At 37.3% G+C, this 22,659-nt stretch carries 21 protein-coding genes; 16 read left to right on the forward strand and 5 right to left on the reverse strand.

What is annotated here, in order from left to right; genetic code table 11:
* The first annotated feature begins 23 nt into the window (after positions 1-23).
* The gene (locus AO058_RS00120; protein WP_075324670.1) at positions 24-1,217 is read left to right on the forward strand and encodes a pyridoxal phosphate-dependent aminotransferase; all 1,194 of its coding nucleotides are present in this window, start codon (positions 24-26) and stop codon (positions 1,215-1,217) included.
* An 82-nt stretch (positions 1,218-1,299) separates the two neighbouring features.
* Here AO058_RS00120 and AO058_RS00125 read toward each other — a convergent pair whose 3' ends face one another.
* Both AO058_RS00125 and trkA read right to left on the reverse strand, forming a co-directional pair.
* Complete coding sequence (locus AO058_RS00125; protein WP_075324671.1) at positions 1,300-2,796, reverse strand: TrkH family potassium uptake protein; 1,497 nt, start codon at positions 2,794-2,796, stop codon at positions 1,300-1,302.
* Entirely contained in the window at positions 2,796-4,145 is a 1,350-nt protein-coding gene (trkA, locus tag AO058_RS00130) for a Trk system potassium transporter TrkA (protein ID WP_075324672.1), read from the reverse strand. The genes AO058_RS00125 and trkA overlap by 1 nt, the downstream gene beginning before the upstream one ends.
* A gap of 138 nt (positions 4,146-4,283) precedes the next feature.
* Between trkA and ubiE the strand changes: the two genes are divergently transcribed.
* On the forward strand, positions 4,284-5,012 hold the full coding sequence (ubiE, locus tag AO058_RS00135) for a bifunctional demethylmenaquinone methyltransferase/2-methoxy-6-polyprenyl-1,4-benzoquinol methylase UbiE (RefSeq protein WP_075324673.1): 729 nt from the start codon (positions 4,284-4,286) through the stop codon (positions 5,010-5,012).
* Positions 5,013-5,016: 4 nt separating this feature from the next.
* Positions 5,017-5,679: a type IX secretion/gliding motility protein PorT/SprT gene (gene porT, locus AO058_RS00140; RefSeq protein WP_075324674.1), complete on the forward strand. Its 663-nt coding sequence runs from the start codon at positions 5,017-5,019 to the stop codon at positions 5,677-5,679.
* An 11-nt stretch (positions 5,680-5,690) separates the two neighbouring features.
* Here the strand turns inward: porT and AO058_RS00145 are convergent, their stop codons facing one another.
* Positions 5,691-6,425, reverse strand: a complete 735-nt coding sequence (locus AO058_RS00145) for a TrmH family RNA methyltransferase (RefSeq protein WP_075324675.1) — start codon at positions 6,423-6,425, stop codon at positions 5,691-5,693.
* Positions 6,426-6,456: 31 nt separating this feature from the next.
* Here AO058_RS00145 and tamL point away from each other — a divergent pair, with 31 nt between their 5' ends.
* The 12 genes from tamL (at position 6,457) to AO058_RS00205 (ending at position 20,497) form a co-directional block, all read left to right on the forward strand.
* A complete protein-coding gene (tamL, locus tag AO058_RS00150) occupies positions 6,457-9,036 on the forward strand; it encodes a translocation and assembly module lipoprotein TamL (protein ID WP_442974338.1) in 2,580 nt (859 codons plus the stop codon).
* Between the two features lie 45 nt (positions 9,037-9,081).
* Positions 9,082-10,149, forward strand: a complete 1,068-nt coding sequence (fbaA, locus tag AO058_RS00155) for a class II fructose-bisphosphate aldolase (RefSeq protein ID WP_075324677.1) — start codon at positions 9,082-9,084, stop codon at positions 10,147-10,149.
* A gap of 112 nt (positions 10,150-10,261) precedes the next feature.
* A complete protein-coding gene (gene accD, locus AO058_RS00160; protein WP_075324678.1) occupies positions 10,262-11,119 on the forward strand; it encodes an acetyl-CoA carboxylase, carboxyltransferase subunit beta in 858 nt (285 codons plus the stop codon).
* A 111-nt stretch (positions 11,120-11,230) separates the two neighbouring features.
* Complete coding sequence (gene rpsO, locus AO058_RS00165; protein ID WP_057480454.1) at positions 11,231-11,500, forward strand: 30S ribosomal protein S15; 270 nt, start codon at positions 11,231-11,233, stop codon at positions 11,498-11,500.
* A gap of 270 nt (positions 11,501-11,770) precedes the next feature.
* Positions 11,771-14,020, forward strand: coding sequence for a polyribonucleotide nucleotidyltransferase (locus AO058_RS00170; RefSeq protein ID WP_075324679.1), 2,250 nt, complete (start codon positions 11,771-11,773; stop codon positions 14,018-14,020).
* 425 nt (positions 14,021-14,445) lie between these two features.
* Positions 14,446-15,309, forward strand: a complete 864-nt coding sequence (locus AO058_RS00175; RefSeq protein ID WP_011708302.1) for a sigma-70 family RNA polymerase sigma factor — start codon at positions 14,446-14,448, stop codon at positions 15,307-15,309.
* Positions 15,310-15,467: 158 nt separating this feature from the next.
* Positions 15,468-15,845, forward strand: a complete 378-nt coding sequence (locus AO058_RS00180) for a hypothetical protein (protein ID WP_075324680.1) — start codon at positions 15,468-15,470, stop codon at positions 15,843-15,845.
* Positions 15,846-15,988: 143 nt separating this feature from the next.
* Positions 15,989-16,867: an SDR family oxidoreductase gene (locus tag AO058_RS00185; RefSeq protein ID WP_075324681.1), complete on the forward strand. Its 879-nt coding sequence runs from the start codon at positions 15,989-15,991 to the stop codon at positions 16,865-16,867.
* Positions 16,867-18,291: a phytoene desaturase family protein gene (locus AO058_RS00190; protein ID WP_075324682.1), complete on the forward strand. Its 1,425-nt coding sequence runs from the start codon at positions 16,867-16,869 to the stop codon at positions 18,289-18,291. Before AO058_RS00185 ends, AO058_RS00190 begins: the two co-directional genes overlap by 1 nt.
* 117 nt (positions 18,292-18,408) lie before the next feature.
* Entirely contained in the window at positions 18,409-18,819 is a 411-nt protein-coding gene (locus AO058_RS00195; RefSeq protein WP_075324683.1) for a BLUF domain-containing protein, read from the forward strand.
* A 45-nt stretch (positions 18,820-18,864) separates the two neighbouring features.
* The gene (gene rpe / locus AO058_RS00200; RefSeq protein WP_075324684.1) at positions 18,865-19,527 is read left to right on the forward strand and encodes a ribulose-phosphate 3-epimerase; all 663 of its coding nucleotides are present in this window, start codon (positions 18,865-18,867) and stop codon (positions 19,525-19,527) included.
* Entirely contained in the window at positions 19,514-20,497 is a 984-nt protein-coding gene (locus AO058_RS00205; protein WP_075324685.1) for a YpdA family putative bacillithiol disulfide reductase, read from the forward strand. Before rpe ends, AO058_RS00205 begins: the two co-directional genes overlap by 14 nt.
* Here the strand turns inward: AO058_RS00205 and AO058_RS00210 are convergent.
* On the reverse strand, positions 20,494-20,844 hold the full coding sequence (locus tag AO058_RS00210; protein WP_075324686.1) for a DUF488 domain-containing protein: 351 nt from the start codon (positions 20,842-20,844) through the stop codon (positions 20,494-20,496). The genes AO058_RS00205 and AO058_RS00210 overlap by 4 nt on opposite strands.
* Before the next feature lie 114 nt (positions 20,845-20,958).
* Positions 20,959-21,324: a hypothetical protein gene (locus AO058_RS00215; protein ID WP_075324687.1), complete on the reverse strand. Its 366-nt coding sequence runs from the start codon at positions 21,322-21,324 to the stop codon at positions 20,959-20,961.
* Positions 21,325-21,624: 300 nt separating this feature from the next.
* On the opposite strand from AO058_RS00215, the gene AO058_RS00220 reads away from it, so the two are divergent.
* Complete coding sequence (locus tag AO058_RS00220) at positions 21,625-22,635, forward strand: LLM class flavin-dependent oxidoreductase (protein ID WP_075324688.1); 1,011 nt, start codon at positions 21,625-21,627, stop codon at positions 22,633-22,635.
* Positions 22,636-22,659: the final 24 nt, after the last annotated feature.

Consider the following 22,659-nt stretch of genomic DNA (forward strand, 5'->3'; position numbering starts at 1 on the left):
ATTAATTAGTAACCAATTAAAGAATGCAAGAACAATTATCCAACCGAATTAACAACTTAGCAACTTCCCAAACTTTGGCTATGGCTGCAAAAGCGCGTGAACTTAGAGCCGAAGGGAAAGACATTATCGGGTTAAGCCTGGGAGAACCAGATTTTAATACCCCTGATTTTATTAAAGAAGCCGCAATTCAGGCAATTAACGACAATTATAATTCTTATACGCCAGTAGATGGATATGTAGAATTAAAAGACGCTATAATCAAAAAGTTTAAGCGAGACAACGATCTTACTTACGAGCGTTCTCAAATTGTAGTTTCTACAGGTGCCAAGCAATCTTTGGCTAATGTAGCTATGGTTTTATTAAACCCGGGAGACGAAGTTATTTTACCCTGTCCTTACTGGGTGAGCTATGCTGAAATAGTAAAACTTGCTGAAGGTGTACCGGTAGAAGTTCCAACTTCGGTTGAAACCGATTTTAAAATGACTCCCGAGCAACTTGAAGCTGCAATTACTCCAAAAACAAAAATGATTTGGTACAGCTCTCCCTGCAATCCCAGCGGAATGGTTTACAGCAAAGAAGAACTAAGAGGTCTTGCCGATGTGCTTAAAAAATATCCCGATATTGTTATTGTAAGTGATGAAATTTACGAACATATTAATTTTGTAGGGGGGCACGCTTCTATGGCCCAGTTTGAAGATATGTACGATCGTGTAGTTACTGTAAACGGTGTTTCTAAAGCATTTGCAATGACCGGTTGGAGAATTGGTTATATAGGTGCACCCGCGTGGATTGCCCGTGCTACCAATAAAATGCAGGGTCAAATTACCAGTGGTGCTAACTGTATTGCCCAACGCGCAGTAATTACTGCCCTGGAAGCTCCCGTAAGTAAGATTAGCTATATGGTAGACACCTTTAAATCAAGGAGAAAACTTATTATAGATCTTTTAAACGGAATTGAAGGTTTTGTGACTACAGAGCCCGAAGGCGCTTTTTACGTTTTCCCAAATGTTTCTCATTTCTTCGGAAAAACAATTAAAGGTCATAAGATTGAAAATGCTACAGATTTCTCCATGTTTTTACTGGAAGAAGCCCTTGTAGCCACCGTAACCGGAGATGCTTTTGGGAATCCTGATTGTATTAGAATATCTTACGCGGCAAGTGAATCTCAAATTGAAGAAGCAATGAAACGAATTAAATCTGTACTTTCTGAAGCATAATTTCATTTGAAGAACATATTACAATCCTGATGCGGATAAAACCCATCAGGATTTTTTTATTCTGAATCTTTAGAAATTTCAGCTACCTATTTCTCCAGAAGAAAGGAGTTAACAAAATAAGGACGGTAAATAGTTCTAACCTTCCTATTAGCATTAAAAATGCGCACCACCATTTACCAATCGGCGGAAGAATATCAAAATTATTTACCGGGCCAAGTGCGCCAAAAGCAGGGCCAATATTCCCCAGGGAAGAAGCCGCGCCTCCAATAGCTGTTTCAAAATCGAGCCCTAATCCTCCTAAAACTACAGAACCGATAATAAAAGAAAGCATATAAAGAATAAAGAAACCCAGGATATTGAAGGTCACTCCTTTTCCAATAGATTTTCCGTTAAATCGCACCGGAAGAATTGCGTTAGGATGTAAAGCACGTTTAAATTCAATCCCGCCATTTCTAATCATTATAATATGCCTCATTACTTTTACTCCACCAGCGGTAGACCCTGCAGAACCTCCCAAAAAGAACATCCCAAAAAAGAGAATAGTAAGAAATGGTGTCCACATAGTATAATCGGCTGAAACAAAACCGGTGGTGGTTATAATAGCTAAAACCTGAAAAAGTGCATGTCTAAAAGCACTCTCGGCTTCTCCCCAAACCATAGGATGATCTATTTGAGAAAGAGCAACATCGGCTTCAAAATAAATAAATGCCGAAGCCACTACTGTAAAAATTCCTATAAAATAGAAATACCATTTAAACTCATCGTCATGCAAAACTTTTTGAACCCTGCCTTTAAAACTATAATAGCTTAAAACAAAATTGCTCCCCGCCAAAAACATAAAGATCATAATAATGTATTGAATAATTGGCCTGTCATTCCAATAGGCCACGCTAATATTTTTTGTTGAAAAGCCACCGGTAGAAAGTGTGCTTAAAGAATGGTTTATTGCATCAAAAAAGCTCATACCTGCTACTTTTAGCAAAATTGTTTCAGCAACCGTATAGCTCACATAGATTAACCAAAGACGCTTGGCGGTATCGGTAATCCTGGGTTTTAACTTATCGGCACTTGGGCCTGGAGCTTCAGCAGCAAATAGCTGCATCCCTCCTATTCCCAGTAAAGGTAGAATTGCAATGGCTAAAACTATAATTCCCATTCCTCCAATCCAGTGGGTCAAACTTCGCCAGAAAAGAATTCCTTTGGGAATAGATTCAATATCATTTAAAACCGAAGCTCCCGTAGTGGTATAACCAGACATGGTTTCAAAAAAAGCATCGGTAAACGCAGGAATAGATTCGCTTAACACATAAGGTAGCGTGCCGCTTAAAGCCATAAAAATCCAACCAAAAGTTACAATTATATAACCTTCACGTTTTTTTACTTCTTTACGGTGGCCCCGGGTTGTAAACATTAGAAGCACCCCTAGGAAAAGGGTGATAAAAGCGGCTGCCAGAATATGTACTGTTACCCCATCTTCATAAAACCAGCTCACTAAAACTGCCAAAAGCATAAAACCACCGTTACATAAAAGCAGCAGTCCCATAACGTGCAGGATAATCTGGTGATTAAGTCTTGGCATTAGAGAAAGAGTTTTTCAACCTTTTTAATAGATCTTGGCAAACAACACACTACAATACGGTCTCCCCGGGTAATCGTAAAATCTCCCAGCGCGATAATCCCTTCGCCATCTCTTATAATTCCACCAATAATTGCCGACCGTGGGAAATCCAGATTCTTAATTTTCTTATTACAAACCTGAGAATTTGGTTTTACAATAAACTCAAGTAGTTCGGCATTCATGTTATTGATCTTGGTCATCGCAACCACTTCCCCTTTTCTCACATATCTAAAAATATTATTAGCGGCAAGAAGCTTTTTATTGATCAAGGTATCAATCCCAATGGAATGACTTAACTGGTAGTAATCCATATTCTCTACCAGAGAGATAGTTTTTTTCACACTCTTGGATTTCGCAACCAGGCAGGACATAATATTGGTTTCAGAATTACCGGTAACGGCGATAAATGCATCCATATCGTGTACATTTTCTTCTTCCAGTAACTCTACGTTTCTACCATCGCCATGAATAATTAGCGCATTGGGAAGTTCATCAGCAAGATCGTAAGCCTTCTCTTTATCGCTCTCTACCAGTTTAACGTGAAAGTTATTTCTGCATAAATCTTTAGCGGTTTTTTTACCAATTTTACTTCCGCCTAAAATCATTACATTTTTAATAGAATGTTTGGTTTTACCGGTAAGTTTATAAAGGTTTTCTACCCCGCGTTTTAGCGTGATAAAATTTACCTGGTCTCCTTCTTTAAATTGTGTATCTCCACGCGGAATAAGCGTATATTGAGTCCCATACCTCTGAATGGCGATAGGCACAAAATTAAGATCTGGAAAAATATTAGCGGCTTCTTTTACCGTTTTGCCTACAAATAGCGCGTTTCGGGACAGGCTAAGACCTATCATGGTTAAAGCGCCATTTTCAAACTCATAGCTATCATTAAATGCTGACTGATTCAGGAGCAAAGCAATTTCTCTTGCTGCAAGGGCTTCAGGAGAAATTAATTCATCTATCCCAAAACTGGTAAAACCAATTTCCTCTTTATTCTCAAGAAATTCGGTATTTGAAATACGGGCTATGGTTCTTTTGGCTCCCAATTGTTTAGCTAAAACACAACAGGTAATATTAGTAGCTTCGCTGGAAGTTACGCTTATAAGCATATCTACATGCTTCACCTGTGCATCTTTTAAAATTGAGATTGAAGTTGCATCTCCTTTTATTGTTCTAATATCTAAATGCGTATCAGCATAAGTGAGATTATCCCGGCTGGTATCAATAAGTGTGATATCCTGGGACTCAAAAGAAAGCAATTTTGCCAAATGAAAGCCGACTTCACCTGCTCCGGCAATAATTATCTTCATATAACAGCTTGAAATTGAAAAGAAGAACAAAGGTACAGTATTTTAGACAAACCAAAAACCAAAGCATCTATCAACAAATTCTAAAAGTTTCAACCTCAATTATTTCATATCGTGTATCTTTGACCCAAAATTGTTATTATGAGTAAAAAGGTTACTCCTTATCAGGATTCCGGTCTTAATAAGAAAAAACAGGTGGAACAGATGTTTGACAAAATATCTGGTAATTACGATGGTTTAAATCGGGTTATCTCTATGGGAACCGATGTAAAATGGCGCAAAAAGGTAATTGCACTGGTTAAAGCCCAGCAACCAAAGGCTGTTTTAGATATTGCTACGGGAACTGGAGACCTTGCCATACAAATGGCAGATATTAATGCTGAAAAAATTGTTGGCCTGGATCTTTCTGAAGGAATGCTGAAAGTAGGCCGAAAGAAAATTGCAGCCAAACAGTTAACCGATAAGATTGAAATGGTACAGGGAGACTCTGAAGCCTTACCTTTTGAAGATAACTCGTTTGATGCAATTACAGTTGCTTTTGGCGTTCGTAATTTTGAAAATTTAGAAAAAGGATTATCTGAAATTCAAAGGGTTCTAAAACCCGGCGGAATTTTTGTAGTTTTGGAGACTTCTGTCCCTACCAGATTTCCGTTCAAACAAGGTTATAAATTATACTCCGGCTATATGTTGCCCCTCATTGGGCGGGTATTTTCTAAAGACCGTGAAGCTTACTCCTACTTAAGTAAAAGTGCCGCTGCATTTCCTTATGGAGAAGCGTTCAACAATATTTTAAAGAAAACGGGGTTTATAAATGTAGAAGATAAACCACAAACTTTTGGGGTTGCAACCATTTATACTGCTTCAAAATAAAACTATGAAGAAACTTTTTGTTATTGCCCTTCTTTTTTGCGTTCAGTTTGGTTACGCGCAAATTTTTGGAGGAGATAAAATTATCAACAACGAGAACTTTGATAAGCAACGTTGGTCCTGGGGTTACTACCTGGGATTTAATACCTACGATTTTAAATTTAAATATAATGATGAAATAACCTCTAACGGTAATGATCTTATTATAGAAAAAACCATGGGATTCAATGTTGGGCTCGTTGGGAATTTAAAATTAAATAATAACCTGGATTTACGCCTGGAACCTGGCGTTACATTTAACACCCGTAACTTCAGGCCTCCATATAGCCAGGATATAGAAGAGGTTAACTCTACTTATGTCCATATCCCATTACTATTAAAGTTTTCGGCCGATAGGCATAATAACTTCAAGCCTTTTGTAGTAGGAGGTTTATCTACTTCTATAAACCTTTCCAGTAATGAGAACAATCCAGATGTGGCAACGCGATTAAAAACCAACAATTATCATTATGAAGTGGGACTGGGAATAGATCTTTATCTTTATTATTTTAAATTCTCTCCCTCAATAAGAGGAGTTTTCACAATAAATAATGAAATGGTAGAAACCCAATATCAGGTAGTTGATGCAATGCGCTCCCAGGCTGTATTCCTAAACTTTACCTTTCAATAAAATAGGCTACATTAATTTGTAAAACTTTTTCGCTTAAATTCACTTAGAAGAATTGCGGTTGCGGTTGCCACGTTTAGGCTTTCGGTTTCTTTAAGTCCTCCAAAACGCGGAACGCTTATTTTCTTTTGGATTAATTCTTCAATTTTAGTTGAAATCCCATTGGCTTCATTTCCCATAACCAGGATTGCTTTTTCTACGGTTTCGCTTTTATAAATATTCTCCCCTTCCATAAAAGCACCGTAAACCGGTAGTTTAGAATTTGTAAGGAAAGTTTTTAAATCGCAATAAATAATATTCACCCTCGCCAAAGATCCCATGGTAGCCTGTACCACTTTAGGATTATAACAATCTACCGAATCCTGGGAACAAACCAAATTAGTTATCCCAAACCAATCGCAAAGCCTTATGATGGTCCCTAAATTGCCGGGATCGCGAATACCATCTAAAGCAAGAGTTAGGTTTTTTTGGGGAACGATTTTTTCTTCCGGAATTTCAAATAAGGCCAATGCCGTTTGCGGGGTTTTTAAAAAACTTATTTTTTTAAGTTCCCGCTCATCAATTGTTTGGATTTCATCAGGTTTCAGTCCAAAATCTGCATTTAAAGTAAAGAGCCGGTTCAGCCTAAAATTAGAATTTATAAGCTCACTAATTGTTTTAAAACCTTCGGCTACAAAAAGTCCGTGTTTATAACGGTATTTTTTTTGTGCAAGACTGGTTATTAACTTAATTTGGCTTTTACTAACCATACAAAAAATGTAATTTTGATCTCTTAAAAATGTGTGTTTGAATCGGCATTTCGCAAAAATATCATTATTTTTTTTAAGCCTGCTTTTTTTAATTTCCTGTAATGCCGTTAAACGCGTAGAGGGTGATGATAAATTGCTCACTGAGAATGAAATTTTCGTTAACAACGAAAAGATCAAAGAGGCACGTATTTACAATCAACTTTACCAGGAGCCTAATACCAGTTTCCTGGGAATACCGCTAAGACTACATTTTTACAATCTCGCCCGGCCAGATATTGATTCTATTTTAAGTGAAAAATACCTTCAAAATGAAAGCAAAAAAAATACGCTGGTAGATATTCTTTCCTATAAACAGTTTGAGAAATTTCTGCACTCCCGAAAATCTTTTAACGAGTGGATAAAAAGAACCGGGGAAGAACCTGTTATTGTAAGTGAAGAAGAAACCCGGAAATCGGTTAACCGGCTCAACTCCTGGTATTGGAACAATGGTTGGTTTAATGTAGAAACCGATTATGAAATAATTCCTTCGGAAAATAAAAAAAAACGCGCCCGTGTTGAATATGAAGTAACTACCGGAGAGGCCTATCACTTAGACTCCATTACCACAAATATTGCATCTAAAGTTATCGATTCTTTATACGAGCTTCATAAAAACGAATCCATAATTAAAGAAGGAACACAATATAAAACCTTAGATATAAATGAAGAACGAGACCGCTTAACTTCACTTTTTAGAAACAACGGGGTTTATAATTTTGACCAGGAATATATAAGTTTTGATGCCGATACAATTAATACCGGTGGAAAAGTTAATACTACTTTAATTATAAAAAACCGATTTGCCTCAGAGGAAGACACCACATCCCGGGTACCTTTTAAAATTCACGAAATTAGCAAGGTTAATATTTTTACCGATTATAAATACGCCAATAGAAATCAGCCTTTAACCGATAGTGTTACCACCGAGGAAGGATATACCCTTTATAGTTTTGACAAATTGCGCTATAAACCCGAAGCAATAACCGATGCTGTTTTTATTAAACCTGGAAACACCTATAGCGATATTTCCCGTTCCCGAACTTACAATCGTTTAAATTCTTTGCGGGTTTTTAAATATCCCAACGTACAATTTACACCAGATCCTGCCGATTCTACCCGCACCGATTTGGTGGCCAATATTTTTCTAACTCCGCAGCCAAAATATTCACTCGGTTTCGATTTTGATATTTCCCAAAGTAATATTCAAAAATTTGGTATTGGCGGCGGCGGCTCCCTCTTAATAAGAAATATATTTGGCGGTGCCGAGAATTTTGAAATTTCTGGACGTGGAAGTATAGGTTCGTCTACAGATGCTGCAATAAGCGGAAATGACGATCGGTTTTTTGATATTTCAGAAATTGGCGCCGATCTTAAACTCACTTTTCCCAGGATTTTCCTACCAATTAATACCGAAAAATTTATTCCTAAGTACATGCAACCCTTTACTTCGCTAAGTTTAGGAGTAAGCACACAAAACAATATTGGTTTAGATAAAAGAAACCTTTCGGGAATTATGAATTACCGGTGGAACCCTTCTCACCAGCTTTCTAACCGTGTAGATCTTTTAAACATTCAATATGTAAGAAATTTGAATATTGATAATTATTTCAATGTTTACCGAAACTCATATAACGATCTTAACGAGATACTCCAGTCTGGTAGTATCGTTACAAATCCGGACTATTTAAATGAAGAAGGCTTGTTAAGCATCCCTACCGGCGCCGAGAGTTTTATTCGTGATGTTTCTAATAACACGGGAGGCACTACTGGTTTGAATGAGGATCAAGCTCAGTTAGTAAATAATATAGGTGAAAGAAAAACTCGTTTAACAGAGAACAACCTCATATTTGCGTCTAATTACACCTATTTATGGAACACAAAAAAGAATCTCTACGACCAGGAATTTACCCGCTTTAGGTTTAAAATTGAAACCGCAGGGAATGTACTTTCCGCAGTTTCTTCTTTAGCCGGTTTTGAGAAAAACGAGAATGGAAATTATGATGTATTAGGTGTAAACTTCTCTCAGTATATTAAAACCGAACTCGATTTTATAAAGCATTGGGATATGGGGCAGAGTAATATTCTGGCCTTTCGGGCTTTTGGCGGGGTGGCCATACCATATGGCAACGCCAATAGCATCCCTTTTGTAAGAAGTTTTTTTGGCGGCGGCCCCAACGATAATAGGGCGTGGCGTGCTTACGATCTTGGCCCCGGCAGTAGCGGCGGCCGTAACGAATTTAATGAAGCCAATATGAAATTGGCTTTTAATATGGAATATCGCTATAACCTTTTTGGTTCCTTAAATTCGGCTGTTTTTGTTGATGTAGGTAATATCTGGAATGTACTGGATATCGTTGAAGATGAAGATGCTACTTTTGAATCGCTTTCCGATCTTAAGAATATTGCAGTAGGCTCCGGTTTCGGACTTAGATACGATTTTAACTTTTTTGTTCTCAGGTTTGATATTGGCTTTAAAACCTACGACCCAGCCCAGCCAGATGATAAACGCTGGTTTAGAAATTACAACTTTAATAATGCTGTATACAATGTAGGGATCAATTATCCTTTCTAAGCCAACATATTTTCTTATTTTTGCTTTTCTAATTCAACTAAAATTATGAGTCACAACATTAAACCAGGCGTAGCCACAGGAAAAGAAGTACAGGAAATCTTTAATTATGCTAAGGAAAAGGGATTTGCCCTTCCGGCAGTAAACGTTATAGGTTCCAGTAGTGCAAATGCAGTAATGGAAACCGCCGCAGAACTAAATTCACCCGTAATTATTCAATTCTCTAATGGAGGTGCCCAGTTTAACGCTGGAAAAGGACTTTCTAACGATGGTGAAAAAGCCGCTGTTGCAGGGGCCGTTGCAGGTGCAAAGCATATTCACGAACTTGCTGAAGCCTACGGTGCTGTAGTAATTCTACATACAGACCATTGTGCAAAAAAATTGCTTCCCTGGATAGACGGAATGCTAGACGCCAGTGAAAAACATTTTGAGCAATTTGGGAAACCTCTTTATAGCTCGCATATGATAGATCTTTCTGAAGAATCTCTTGAAGAAAACATTGAAATCTGCAAGAAGTATCTTGAAAGAATGAGCAAAATGGGCATGACCCTTGAAATTGAACTTGGGGTTACAGGTGGTGAAGAAGATGGTGTAGATAATACCGATATTGATTCTTCTAAACTATATACCCAACCAGAAGAAGTTGCCTACGCTTACGAAGAATTAAGCAAAGTTAGTGACCAGTTCACTATCGCTGCCGCTTTTGGTAACGTACACGGAGTTTATAAGCCAGGTAACGTAAAACTTACCCCGGTAATTCTTAAAAACTCTCAGGAACACATTACTAAAAAATACGGTGTAGAAGAAAATCATATAGATTTTGTATTCCACGGAGGTAGTGGTTCTACTGTTGAAGAAATTCGCGAAGGAATTAGCTACGGAGTAATTAAGATGAATATCGACACCGATCTTCAATACGCTTACCTTGAAGGTATTCGTGATTATATGGGTGAAAAGAAAGATTACCTTGCTGCGCAAATTGGTAATCCTGAAGGAACCGATGTACCTAACAAGAAATATTACGATCCAAGAAAATGGTTACGTGAAGGAGAAATTACTTTCAAAACCCGACTTAAAAAGGCTTTTGAAGATCTTAACAACGTAAATACTTTATAAATCTAATTTTATAACAGCTGGAATTTTTTTAGAATTCCGGCTGTTTTTATTTTAAGTAAAACTTTCGGTTTATCCCTATATAAATAAACTGAAACCTGAAACCTGAAAATAAATGGCTTGGTTTAAAAGAACACAAAAAGGAATTCAAACCCCAACAGAACACAAGAAAGATGTTCCAAAGGGACTTTGGTACAAATCACCAACCGGCAAGATTGTAGATGCAGAGCAGCTGGAAAGCAATTTTTATGTGAGTCCGGAAGATGGCTATCACGTAAGAATTGGAAGTAAAGAATATTTCAAAATCCTTTTTGATGATAATGAATTCAAAGAATTGGATAAAGATATTACATCTAAAGATCCTTTGAATTTTAAGGATACCAAAAAATACACCGATCGTTTAAAAGCAGCCCAGGAAAAAACCGATCTTAAAGACGCAGTACGTACTGCAGTTGGAAAATCTAAAGGAAGAGAATTGGTAATTGCCTGTATGGATTTTAGATTTATTGGTGGTTCAATGGGATCTGTAGTAGGTGAAAAAATTGCCCGTGCTGCAGATTATGCGTTAAAAAACCAACTCCCTTTAATGGTGATTTCTAAATCTGGTGGGGCAAGAATGCAGGAAGCAGCTTTATCTTTAATGCAGTTGGCAAAAACTTCGGTTAAATTAGCCCAGCTTGCCGAGGCACGTCTTCCTTATATTTCTTTAGCCACAGATCCTACAACTGGAGGTACCACGGCTTCTTTTGCAATGTTAGGTGATATTAATATTTCTGAACCCGGCGCGTTAATTGGATTTGCAGGGCCTCGTGTAGTAAAAGACACTACCGGGAAAGACCTGCCAAAAGATTTTCAAACTTCAGAATTTCTTAAGGAAAAAGGCTTTTTAGATTTCATTACCCACCGGTCTGAGCTTAAGAATAAAGTAAACCTCTATTTGGATCTTATTCAAAATCAACCGGTAAGAGCTTAAAATAAAATAGAAAAAGATATTCTATAAATAGGTAATTATTTAGAAAGTAGTATCTTTGCCGCCTGACGGAAAAACTGTCAATACATAAAAATCATTAAAATTAATATTGGAATGTATTTAGCCAAAGAAAGAAAAGAAGAAATTTTTGAGAAGCACGGAAAAAGCAAAACCGACACTGGTTCTGCTGAAGGACAAATTGCTTTGTTCACCTACCGAATCTCTCACCTTTCTGATCACTTAAAAAAGAATCGTAAAGACTATAACTCAGAGCGTTCTTTGGTAAGACTGGTTGGTAAAAGAAGGAGCTTGCTTGATTACTTAATGAAGAAAGATATTATGAGATATCGTGCTATCGTTAAAGAATTAGGATTAAGAAAATAAATTTCAAAAGGGGGCTTTACGCCCCCTTTTTTTTATATAATAGTAATTTGTAAATTACTTGGGGCGAATTCTATTAAATTAAATAGAAACAAGCCCTGAAATATTTTAAAACTCGATTATCGAGTAAAATTGTCGCTCAACGAGAGTAGTTTTTCATTGGTCTACACAACACACAACAACACAACTTCCGGCCGTCCGGTATTGGCGGAGACCATTGTATAACAAGATCTGGTGAAGTTATTCAGATCATTAGAAGAATTCAAAATTATTATGATTCCACAAACATTTAAAGAGGTTATCGATTTAGGAGATGGAAGAGAAATCTCTATCGAAACCGGAAAATTAGCAAAACAGGCCCACGGGTCGGTTGTTGTTCAAATGGGCAACGCCATGTTGCTTTGTACTGTAGTATCTTCTTACAAAGAAAGTACTATGGATTTCTTTCCATTAACTGTAGATTACAGGGAAAAATTTGCTGCCGCAGGTCGTTACCCAGGTGGTTTCTTTAAAAGAGAAGCAAGACCAAGTGACGGTGAAGTTTTAACAATGAGAATTGTAGACCGCGTTTTGCGCCCACTTTTCCCATCAGATTATAGAACTGAGACTCAGGTAATGATCCAGTTGATGTCTCACGACGAAGAAGTTATGCCAGATGCTTTGGCAGGACTTGCTGCTTCGGCCGCTATTCAGCTTTCAGACATTCCTTTTGAAACCGCTATTTCTGAAGCTCGTGTAGCCAGGATTAATGGTGAATTTGTGATTAACCCAAGCCGCAGCCAGTTACTGGAATCAGACATCGATATGATTATTGGTGCTTCTTCAGATTCTGTAATGATGGTTGAAGGTGAGATGAAAGAAATTTCAGAAGAAGAAATGGCTGAGGCTATTCAATTCGCTCACGAACACATTAAAAAACAAATAGACGCTCAATTGCGTTTAGCTGAAGCTTTTGGTAAAAAACCGGTTAGGGAATATGCCACTGCTGAAGAAAAAGAAGATATAGAGAAAAAAGTTCGCGATGCGGCTTACGATAAAATTTACGAGATTGCTAAAGGTGGTCACGGTAAAAAAGAACGTAGCGAAGCTTTTTCTGCAGTAAAAGACGAAGTTTTAGCTTTATTTTCTGAAGAAGAATTGGAAGAAAATGAAAAGCTGATCAAAAAATATTATAGCAAAACCGAAAAGGAAGCGGTAAGAGAACTTACTCTTGCTGAAGGTATTCGTCTTGATGGTAGAAAAACCGACGAGATTAGACCTATCTGGTGTGAAACCGATTATTTACCATCGGTACACGGTTCGGCTATTTTCACTCGTGGGGAAACTCAGGCTTTGGCAACTGTTACTTTGGGAACTTCCAGAGAAGCAAATACTATAGATATGCCAACCCACCAGGGTGAAGAAACTTTCTACCTGCATTATAACTTCCCTCCATTTTGTACAGGAGAAGCATACCCAATTAGAGGTACTTCAAGACGTGAAATTGGACACGGAAACCTTGCACAACGTGCATTAAAAGGAATGATTCCTGAAAACAATCCTTACACTGTAAGAATTGTTTCTGAAGTATTGGAATCTAACGGTTCTTCTTCTATGGCAACGGTTTGCGCGGGAACTATGGCAATGATGGATGCCGGGGTTAAAATGAAGAAACCAGTTTCTGGTATCGCTATGGGATTAATTTCTGATGGTGAGCGTCACGCTGTACTTTCAGACATTCTTGGGGATGAAGATCACCTTGGTGATATGGACTTTAAAGTAACCGGAACGGCTGATGGTATTACCGCTTGCCAAATGGATATTAAAGTAAAAGGATTGCCTTACGAGATTTTAGTAAAAGCACTAAAACAAGCTCGTGCAGGTAGACTTCATATTTTAGAAAAACTGACTGATACTATCGCTGAGCCAAACGAAAATGTAAAAGCTCACGCTCCAAAAATCATCACCAGAAGAATTCCTAACGAATTTATTGGTGCACTTATTGGACCTGGAGGAAAAGTAATTCAGGAACTTCAGAAAACTACAGGAACTGAAATCGTTATCAACGAAGATCCTGTCACCGAAGAAGGTATTGTTGAAATTCTTGGAACTAAACAGGAAGGAATCGATAAAGTTCTTGCTAAAATTGAATCTATCACTTTCAAACCTGAAAAAGGAAGCGTTTACGAAGTAAAAGTAATCAAGGTCCTTGATTTTGGAGCTGTGGTAGAATATCTTGATGCTCCCGGCAACGAGGTTTTACTTCATATTTCTGAACTGGCCTGGGAACGCACCGATAATGTTACCGATATTCTTAATGTTGGTGATGTAATTGATGTGAAATATTTTGGTGTAGATCCTAAAACCCGTAAGGAGAAAGTTTCAAGAAAAGCTTTACTTGAAAAACCTGAAGGTTACCAGGCAAGACCACCTAGAGATAACGATCGTAACGACAGAGGTCGTGACAATCGCGGTTCTCGAGATAATCGTGGCCATGATGATCGCAGAGGCAGAGATAATAAAGATCGTAGAAATAACGATTAATTAGTCTTAAGCTTTATAAATTCAAATCCCCGGAAAGTAATTTTCGGGGATTTTTTTATGCCGTTTATTAGGAGTCTTTTTAATCGTCAAGCTGAACTGGTTTCAGCTTCTAACCTGATATTAAGTTAGATCTCCGAATAAATTTCGGAGCAAGCTCTGAAACGACCCCGAAGCTTCGGAATAGAATGACGAAAAAGGATATTTTTGAAATTCATATTTTAAATATTTCTACAATTTTTTCTGCGTTAGAGATCGTAGCGGAAAGCCCACAACGAGTGGAACGAGCGCGGGCTTGCAGCTTAAAGCCCGACCCGCAGGGTAACGCCCAAATAAAATTAATTAAGGTTTTTTGTAACATTTCGACTACTCCTTGCGTATAAACTAGTACAAGAGCTATTCATAATTAAAATCCAAGGAGACGATAGATGAGACAACTTAAGATTACGAAGCAGGTAACAAACCGTGAGACTGCTTCGTTAGACAAGTATTTGCAAGAAATTGGTAAAGTTGATCTAATTACTGCCGATGAAGAGGTAGAATTAGCACAACGAATTAAAGCGGGTGATGACCGCGCTTTAGAAAAATTAACTAAAGCGAATTTACGTTTTGTGGTGTCGGTAGCAAAACAATATCAAAATCAGGGGTTAACCCTACCCGACCTTATTAACGAAGGAAACTTAGGATTGATTAAAGCTGCGAAACGTTTTGATGAAACACGTGGTTTTAAATTTATCTCCTATGCTGTATGGTGGATTCGCCAGTCTATTCTTCAGGCACTGGCCGAGCAGTCGCGTATTGTTCGTTTACCATTGAATAAAATTGGATCTATTAACAAGATCAACAAAACTTTTGCTTTCTTAGAACAATCTCACGAGCGCCCTCCAAGTGCTGAAGAAATAGCGAAAGAGCTGGACATGACGATTAATGATGTAAAGGAATCTATGAAGAATTCTGGCCGTCACGTCTCTATGGATGCTCCTTTGGTAGAAGGTGAAGATTCTAACCTTTACGATGTATTACGTTCCGGGGAATCTCCAAATCCTGATAAAGAACTTTTACACGAATCTCTAAGAACCGAGATTGAGCGTGCTTTAGAAACCTTAACTCCGCGTGAAGCAGATGTTATTCGTTTGTATTTTGGTCTTGGAGACCAGCATCCAATGACGCTTGAAGAAATTGGTGAAACTTTTGATCTAACAAGAGAAAGAGTTAGACAGATTAAAGAAAAAGCGATTAGAAGATTGAAACATACTTCTAGAAGCAAGATCCTAAAAACTTATTTAGGATAAGATATTTAAGATGACAACAGTTAATGCCGGCGACGGCCGGCTAACATAACTGTTCGTTTTTTGATTGATGAATGACCCCGGCGTGATGAACCGGGGTTTTTTCGTTTTTATACGCAACCTTTTACACATTACTCCATCTTATATATAAAAAGAATATTATGAAGTTAATTTGTAGAGTTTTTATTTTGGTTTTTGTCTTTTCCTCCTGTAATAAAGATGACGAACTTCAAAGCACCGATGAGTTACTTCCAAGAATGGATTGTATAGATATTGAAGAAGAACGTGCTATTATAGCCGAGTATATCAGGAAAGAAGGCTTTATACTCGTCCCAGAAGAGGGTTGTCCAGTTTTCAGAATTGACGGTGATTTTAAAACAGAAGAAAATTATTTAGATTTATGGATTTGCAATTTGCCGGAAGAGTTTCAGGAAAATAATATAGAAGTCATTTTTAGCGGTTATCTATATGAAACCTTCGAGAATGAAGATGTATGTGCACAAATCTTTGAACTTACCGAAATCAAACTTCGCCAATAAAAATCCGGTTTACAATATAGTATCCAAGGCAATATCTCCAAAAAAATATAACACAAGCTAATCTTTTGTTAATCACCCACTCTTCTCTTTAATACATTTTCAAATTCTAATATCTTATCCTTTCTTTTAAATAGATTGAGGATATGAAAGAAGGAGGTAAAATTTTAATTGTGGGTGCTTCAGGATCTCTGGGTACAGAAATTATACATTTATTAACTGAGGAAGGGAAAGAAATTAGGGCATTAACCCGCTCTGATAAAGGCATTTCAAAACTTTCAAAGTATACCGATGATGTGTGGAAAGGTGATGCAGCTAAAGACCAGGAAGGGATTAGAGGTATCACAAAAAATATTACCACAGTAATTTCTGCACTTGGAAAAAGTGTGAGTCTATTTACACCTTCCGAAGAATCTTTTATGGAAAGTGATTTTAGAGCAAATAGAAATCTCCTGAAAGATGCTGTTAAACACAGGGTGAAGCGTTTTATTTATGTATCTATTATGGGCGCAGATTCTTCTAAAGATTTCAGCATAGCCCGCGCCCATAAAATGTTTGAAAAAGAACTAAAAAGTTCGGGGATAGCCTATACAATTGTAAGGCCGGTAGGCTTCTATTCGGGCTTAAATGATCTTGCTATAATGGCCAAACGCAAAGTAATTCCTTTAATTGGCTCGGGAGAAGCAAAAACTAACAGTATTCATCATAAAGATCTCGCTAAAGTTGTGGTTTCGTTTATTACCAATGGTCCCAAAATCGCAAAAGTAGGCGGCCCAAATGTACATACCAGGCGTGAAATGGCCGAAATGATAAAAGAAATTGTTGGCGGAGAAATTATCGAAATCCCCGAACCTATGGCTAAAATAAGTGCCAGCCTGGGTTTGCCAAAAATCTTCAGTGAAGGAATTAATGATAAACTGGATTATTTTACCTTTATTACTACTAACGATATGATTGGGGAATCTAATGGGGAAATTTCCTTTCGGGAGTATCTTGGAAATCTCGACCTTAAAAAAATCACTTAATGTCTTTAAACTACGATGCTATTATAATTGGGAGCGGCTCTAATGGAATTTCAGCCGCGATATATTTGCAACAAAAAGGACTTAAAACAGCCATTTTTGAACAGGCAGCTACTCCCGGTGGCTCCACAAGAACCCAGGAATTAACCTTACCGGGATTTAAACACGATGTAGGTTCAGCCATATTACCAATGGGATTTGGCTCTCCCTTTTTAAGAAGTTTACCTCTTGAAGAACACGGCCTGGAATGGATATTTCCCGAAATCCCATACGCTCATCCATTTACAGATGGCACTGCCCACGCCTCTTACACCGATATAAAAAAAACAGCAGCTCAACTGGGCGAGGACGAATCTTCATATGTTAACTTATTTGAACCCCTGGTAAAAGACTGGGGAAAATTAGAGAACGATCTTTTAGGGCCTTTGGGAATTCCTCAACATCCATTAGATTTTATAAAATTTGGCTTAAAAGCCCTGCCCTCGGCTAAATTACTGGCCAGGCATTATTTTAAAAATGGAAAATCAAGGGTGTTTTTTTACGGTTCTGCTGCACATTCAACCTTACCACTAAATAGCCTTGCTTCAGCATCATTCGGACTTGTATTAAGTACCATGGCGCATAAATATAACTGGCCATTTCCAAAAGGCGGGGCGCAAAACTTTGTAAATAGTATGTTGAGTTACTATACTTCTATTGGCGGCGAATTACACCTTGAAAAGAATATAACTCAGCTGGATGAACTTCCGGAATCGAAAACTTATTTATTCGATTTAACCCCGAAGCAATTATTAAAAATTAAAGGAACAGATTTTTCCAGTATTTATAGAAAAAGAATGGATTCTTTTAAATATGGTGCCGGTGTTTTTAAAGTAGATTGGGCGCTAAGCAAACCCATTCCATTTACTAATGAAAAATGCCGGAAGGCGGGAACGGTACATATAGGATTTTCTGAAGAAGAAATGGAGAATTCAGAGCAAAGTATACATCAGGAAAACATGACGCAAACTCCTTATGTACTGGTAGCGCAGCATAGTATTTTTGATAGCACAAGAGCTCCGGAAAGTCAACATACGGCCTGGGCATATTGCCACGTTCCGAATGGTAATACCGAAGATTTTTCAAAGATAATTGAAGATCAAATAGAGCGGGCCGCCCCTGGGTTTAAAAACTGTATTTTAAAAAAATCTACTATGAATTCGGTGCAATTGCACGCTTTTAATCCTAATATAATTGGTGGTGATATTAATGGTGGAAAACAGGATATCACCCAGCTTTTTACCCGGCCCATTATAAAAATATCGCCTTACTCCACTCCTAATCCAAAAATTTATATTTGTTCTTCCTCTACACCGCCAGGCGGTGGCGTACATGGGATGTGCGGTTATAACGCAGCCCGTAAAGTAGAAAAAGATCATTTTCAGTAATTTAGAGTTTACTGAATTCACACCGGTTTTAGAATTTTTTAAATAAATTTTCACGGTATAGAATTTCAACATTTCTTAATTTCAGTTACTTTTGAGTTCAACAACTCTTAAATAATTATGCGCTACGCAATAAGTTATGTGAGTACCGCTAACCCGGCACTTTCAGAAACTGAAATTCAGGAAGCTTTAGATTTTAGTAAAAACTGGAATAATAATCACAATATCACCGGTATTCTTTTATATTCACAGGGAAATTTTTTCCAGGTTCTTGAAGGGGAAGAACAACTTTTAAAAGATTTGTTTGATAGAATAAAAGCTGATGAACGCCATCATAATGTTATAACAATTTTCCAGAAGGAAATTCCAAATATTCAGTTTGATGGTTACGAAGCAGATTTTATTTCTTTAGATGACAGGTATAACGACGAAAATTTTGAAACTTATCTTGCGCAAATTAGTTTGTTGAATCCTTCTATTCAAAGTTCAGTAAAGTACATCTTAAATAAATTTACAGAAGGCATCAAATAAGTATAATCTTGTTATTTTTGTGTGCACACTTACAGCACAACACTTATGACAACAAAACTTATTGCCCCATCTATTCTTGCTGCCGATTTTGGTAACCTTCAGCGAGATATTGAAATGGTGAATAAAAGTGAAGCCGACTGGTTTCATATAGATATTATGGATGGCGTTTTTGTACCGAATATTTCTTACGGAATGCCCGTACTGCAGGCTATTACCAAGCACGCCGAAAAAACTATTGATGTTCATCTTATGATTATAGATCCCGATAGGTACATCAAGGAATTTGCGAAACTGGGAGCCGATAATCTTACGGTACATTATGAAGCCTGCACGCATTTACACCGAACGCTACAGGCCATAAAAGCTGAAGGTATGCAAGCGGGAGTAGCTATAAATCCGCATACAAGCGTAGATTTATTGAAAGATGTGATTCAGGATATCGACATAGTATGTATAATGAGTGTAAACCCAGGTTTTGGCGGGCAAAGCTTTATTGAGAACACCTATCATAAAATTCAGCGTTTAAAGGAGCTTATTGTAACCCATAATGCTTCTACTTTAATTGAAATTGATGGTGGGGTAACTAATGAAAATGCTTCTCAACTCATAAAAGCCGGTGCCGATGTTTTGGTTGCCGGGAGCTATGTTTTTAAAGCTGAAGACCAACTGGAAACCATAAAAGACTTAAGACAACTTGCAAACTCCTAAGAATACTTACGATGTTATAATTATTGGCGGTGGCCCAATTGGTATTGCCTGCGCCCTGGAAGCCGAAAAGAAAAACCTTTCCTACCTCATCCTGGAAAAAGGCTGCCTGGTTAATTCTTTGTATCACTACCCTACCAATATGACTTTCTTTTCCACTTCAGAAAAACTGGAGTTGAATGGTATTCCATTTATTAGCAATAATCCCAAGCCCAGAAAAGCTGAAGCTTTGGAATATTATAGAAGGATAGCAACTTCAAATAAAATTAACATCAATTTATTTGAAAAAGTTACCGGAGTAGAATCTAAAAACAATTTTCATAATATTACTACCACAAAAAACAACTACACCGCTAAAAATGTAGTGGTGGCCACAGGGTTTTATGATATCCCGAATTACCTAAATATCCCCGGGGAAGACCTACCAAAAGTGGCTCATTATTATGGGGATCCTCATTATTATGCAACCCAGAAAACTATTGTAGTGGGTGCCAGTAATTCTGCTGTAGATGCTGCTTTAGAAATTTATAGAAAAGGCGGAGAAGTAACCATGATTGTTAGAAAGGAAGAAATTGGCAGAAGGGTGAAATACTGGGTGCGCCCCGATATTGATAACCGAATTAAAGAAGGAGGCATTAAAGCACTTTTCAATGCTAATTTAAAAGAAATACGAGAGACCGAAGTGGTTATTGAAACTCCCGAAGGTGAACAAACCCTGGAAAACGATTTTGTGTTGATGCTCACAGGATATCGCCCAAACTTTGAATTTCTAAAAAAAATGGGGATTAAATTGTCTAATGACGGAAGGAAAATTCCGCAGTATGACAACGAAACTATGGAGACCAACGTGAAGGGAATTTATCTAGCCGGGGTAATTTGCGGAGGTGTAGAAACCCACAAATGGTTTATAGAAAACTCAAGGGTGCACGCCAAAATGATTATGGAAGATTTGGCACAAAAAGCTGAAGCCTAAAGATCTTCTAAAAACTCTTTTAGCAAAATTGCGTGATTTTGTGATTTATCTTTAGAGCCGTACAAAAGGACCAGCGTTTTTCTTTGGTCTACTTCTTCTAAATCACTTAAAATCTGACTCTTATTTTCCTTTAATTCGCTTTTATAGTTTTTGCTGAATTCATCCCAGGAAATTTTATTTTCGTGAAATTTCTTTCGTAAATCATCACCGGGAGCCCATTGTTTATACCAGTAATCCAAATGTGCTTCTTCTTTAGAAATTCCGCGTGGCCATAGCCTATCTACCAAAATCCTAATATTATCTGAAGCTTCTTTATTCTCGTAAATTCTTGAAATTTCTATATTCATAACAGTAAAAATAAAAAATCGCCTAAATAGTTTTTAATCCGTCATTCTGAAATTAATTCAGGTTGAAGAAAATAAGACTATTTAGGCGGTTATTCTATATTTGATAAAAGCGTTTTACCTACTCATCAATACAACCTCAGATGAGTTAAAAATTTCATTTCGGTTTAATAGTTTTCCGTAGAATTCTAAATCGCTTTGCTGATTTCTAAAGGATTTATCTAACCATTTACCTGCTTTATTTACCGGAATTTTATAAACCTTAATTTCAGGATAAGTGTCGGGAGATTCAGATTCGTCTATCCCAATTTCAATTTGTTTTTTCTGTTTATTGTAATAAACATATTTAGCCAGGAAATTGTGTTTAATTAAGCTTATAAACTCATCTGGTAATTCCTGACAGGTTTCGCATTCCTCTACATATTGTTTCACTAATTGCTGCAGTGAAACTCTAATTTCGTTGGTATTTAAATAAGATGCCATAGGTGTTAGTTTTTGTAAGTTTTATATGGCTAAATTATGCGGAATGTTCCTGTAGGAAAATTTTTTATAGGTAGTTTAACTCTATTTTGTTAATATATCTAAATTATCAGGGTTTAGTATCATAAAAGTTGACACGAAAACCTTTTCGCTATAAAGGTTTTGCAAAATTTCCTCATTTTTACCTTAACTTTCTATTAATATTATAATTTTTTTTGCAATTAAATACCAATTGTTCCCGTGGATTCTGTAAGGAATCTTACGACATTTCGGCTACCTTTAAGCACAAAAAGAAAAACCAATATGTCTTTAAATATAAGCGATATCCCCTATTCTATTCTTGAATTAGCTACGGTAGCTAAAGATTCCAGCGTAAAAGAAACTTTTGATCAAAGTCTTGATTTAGCCAAAAATGCCGAAAAAATGAGCTACACCAGGTTTTGGTTGGCAGAGCATCATAATATGGTGAGTATTGCCAGTTCAGCAACATCGGTGCTAATAGGGCATATTGCTGGCGGAACAAAAACAATTAAAGTTGGTTCTGGCGGAATTATGCTTCCAAACCATTCGCCGTTAATCGTGGCCGAGCAATTTGGAACTCTGGGCACACTTTATCCCAACCGAATAGACCTGGGACTGGGAAGAGCTCCGGGCACCGATCAGGTTACCGCACAAGCCATTAGGTCTGACCGCATGAAATCGGTTTTTAAATTTCCGGAAGAAGTAAAAGAAATTCAGAAATATTTTTCGCTAGAAAATGCAAAGGAACAAGTTAGAGCCGCAGTAGCTGAAGGTGTGGAAGTGCCAATTTACATTTTAGGTTCCAGTACAGATAGTGCCCACCTGGCCGCAGAGCAAGGTTTACCCTATGTTTTCGCCAGTCATTTTGCACCCGCACAATTGCACCAGGCACTTAGTATATATCACAATAATTTTAAGCCTTCCAAATTTTTGGAAAAACCTTATACCATTGCCGGCGTAAACATAATTGCTGCTGATACTACCGCTAAAGCGGAAAAAATCTCTACTTCTCTAATAAAAATGATGCTGGGCGTAATGAGCGGAAATATTGATTATATGCAACCTCCGGTAGAATTTACGAATGAGCATAGGGACATTCTTGCACATCCAGGCTTTCAGCGTATGCTCCAATATGCCTTTATTGGTGATGCCAAAACGATTAAAGCCAAAACCGAAGCATTTTTAAAAGAAACCGGTGTTAACGAAATTATGGCAGTTTCGCATATTTACGATCATGCAGACCGGCTAAGATCTTTCGAAATATTTTCGGAAATTATGAAAGGAAATATTTAAACTGAGATAAGATTTTATATTTAA

It is taken from the genome of Salegentibacter sp. T436, assembly GCF_001932675.1.
Classification (GTDB): Bacteria; Bacteroidota; Bacteroidia; order Flavobacteriales; family Flavobacteriaceae; genus Salegentibacter; species Salegentibacter agarivorans.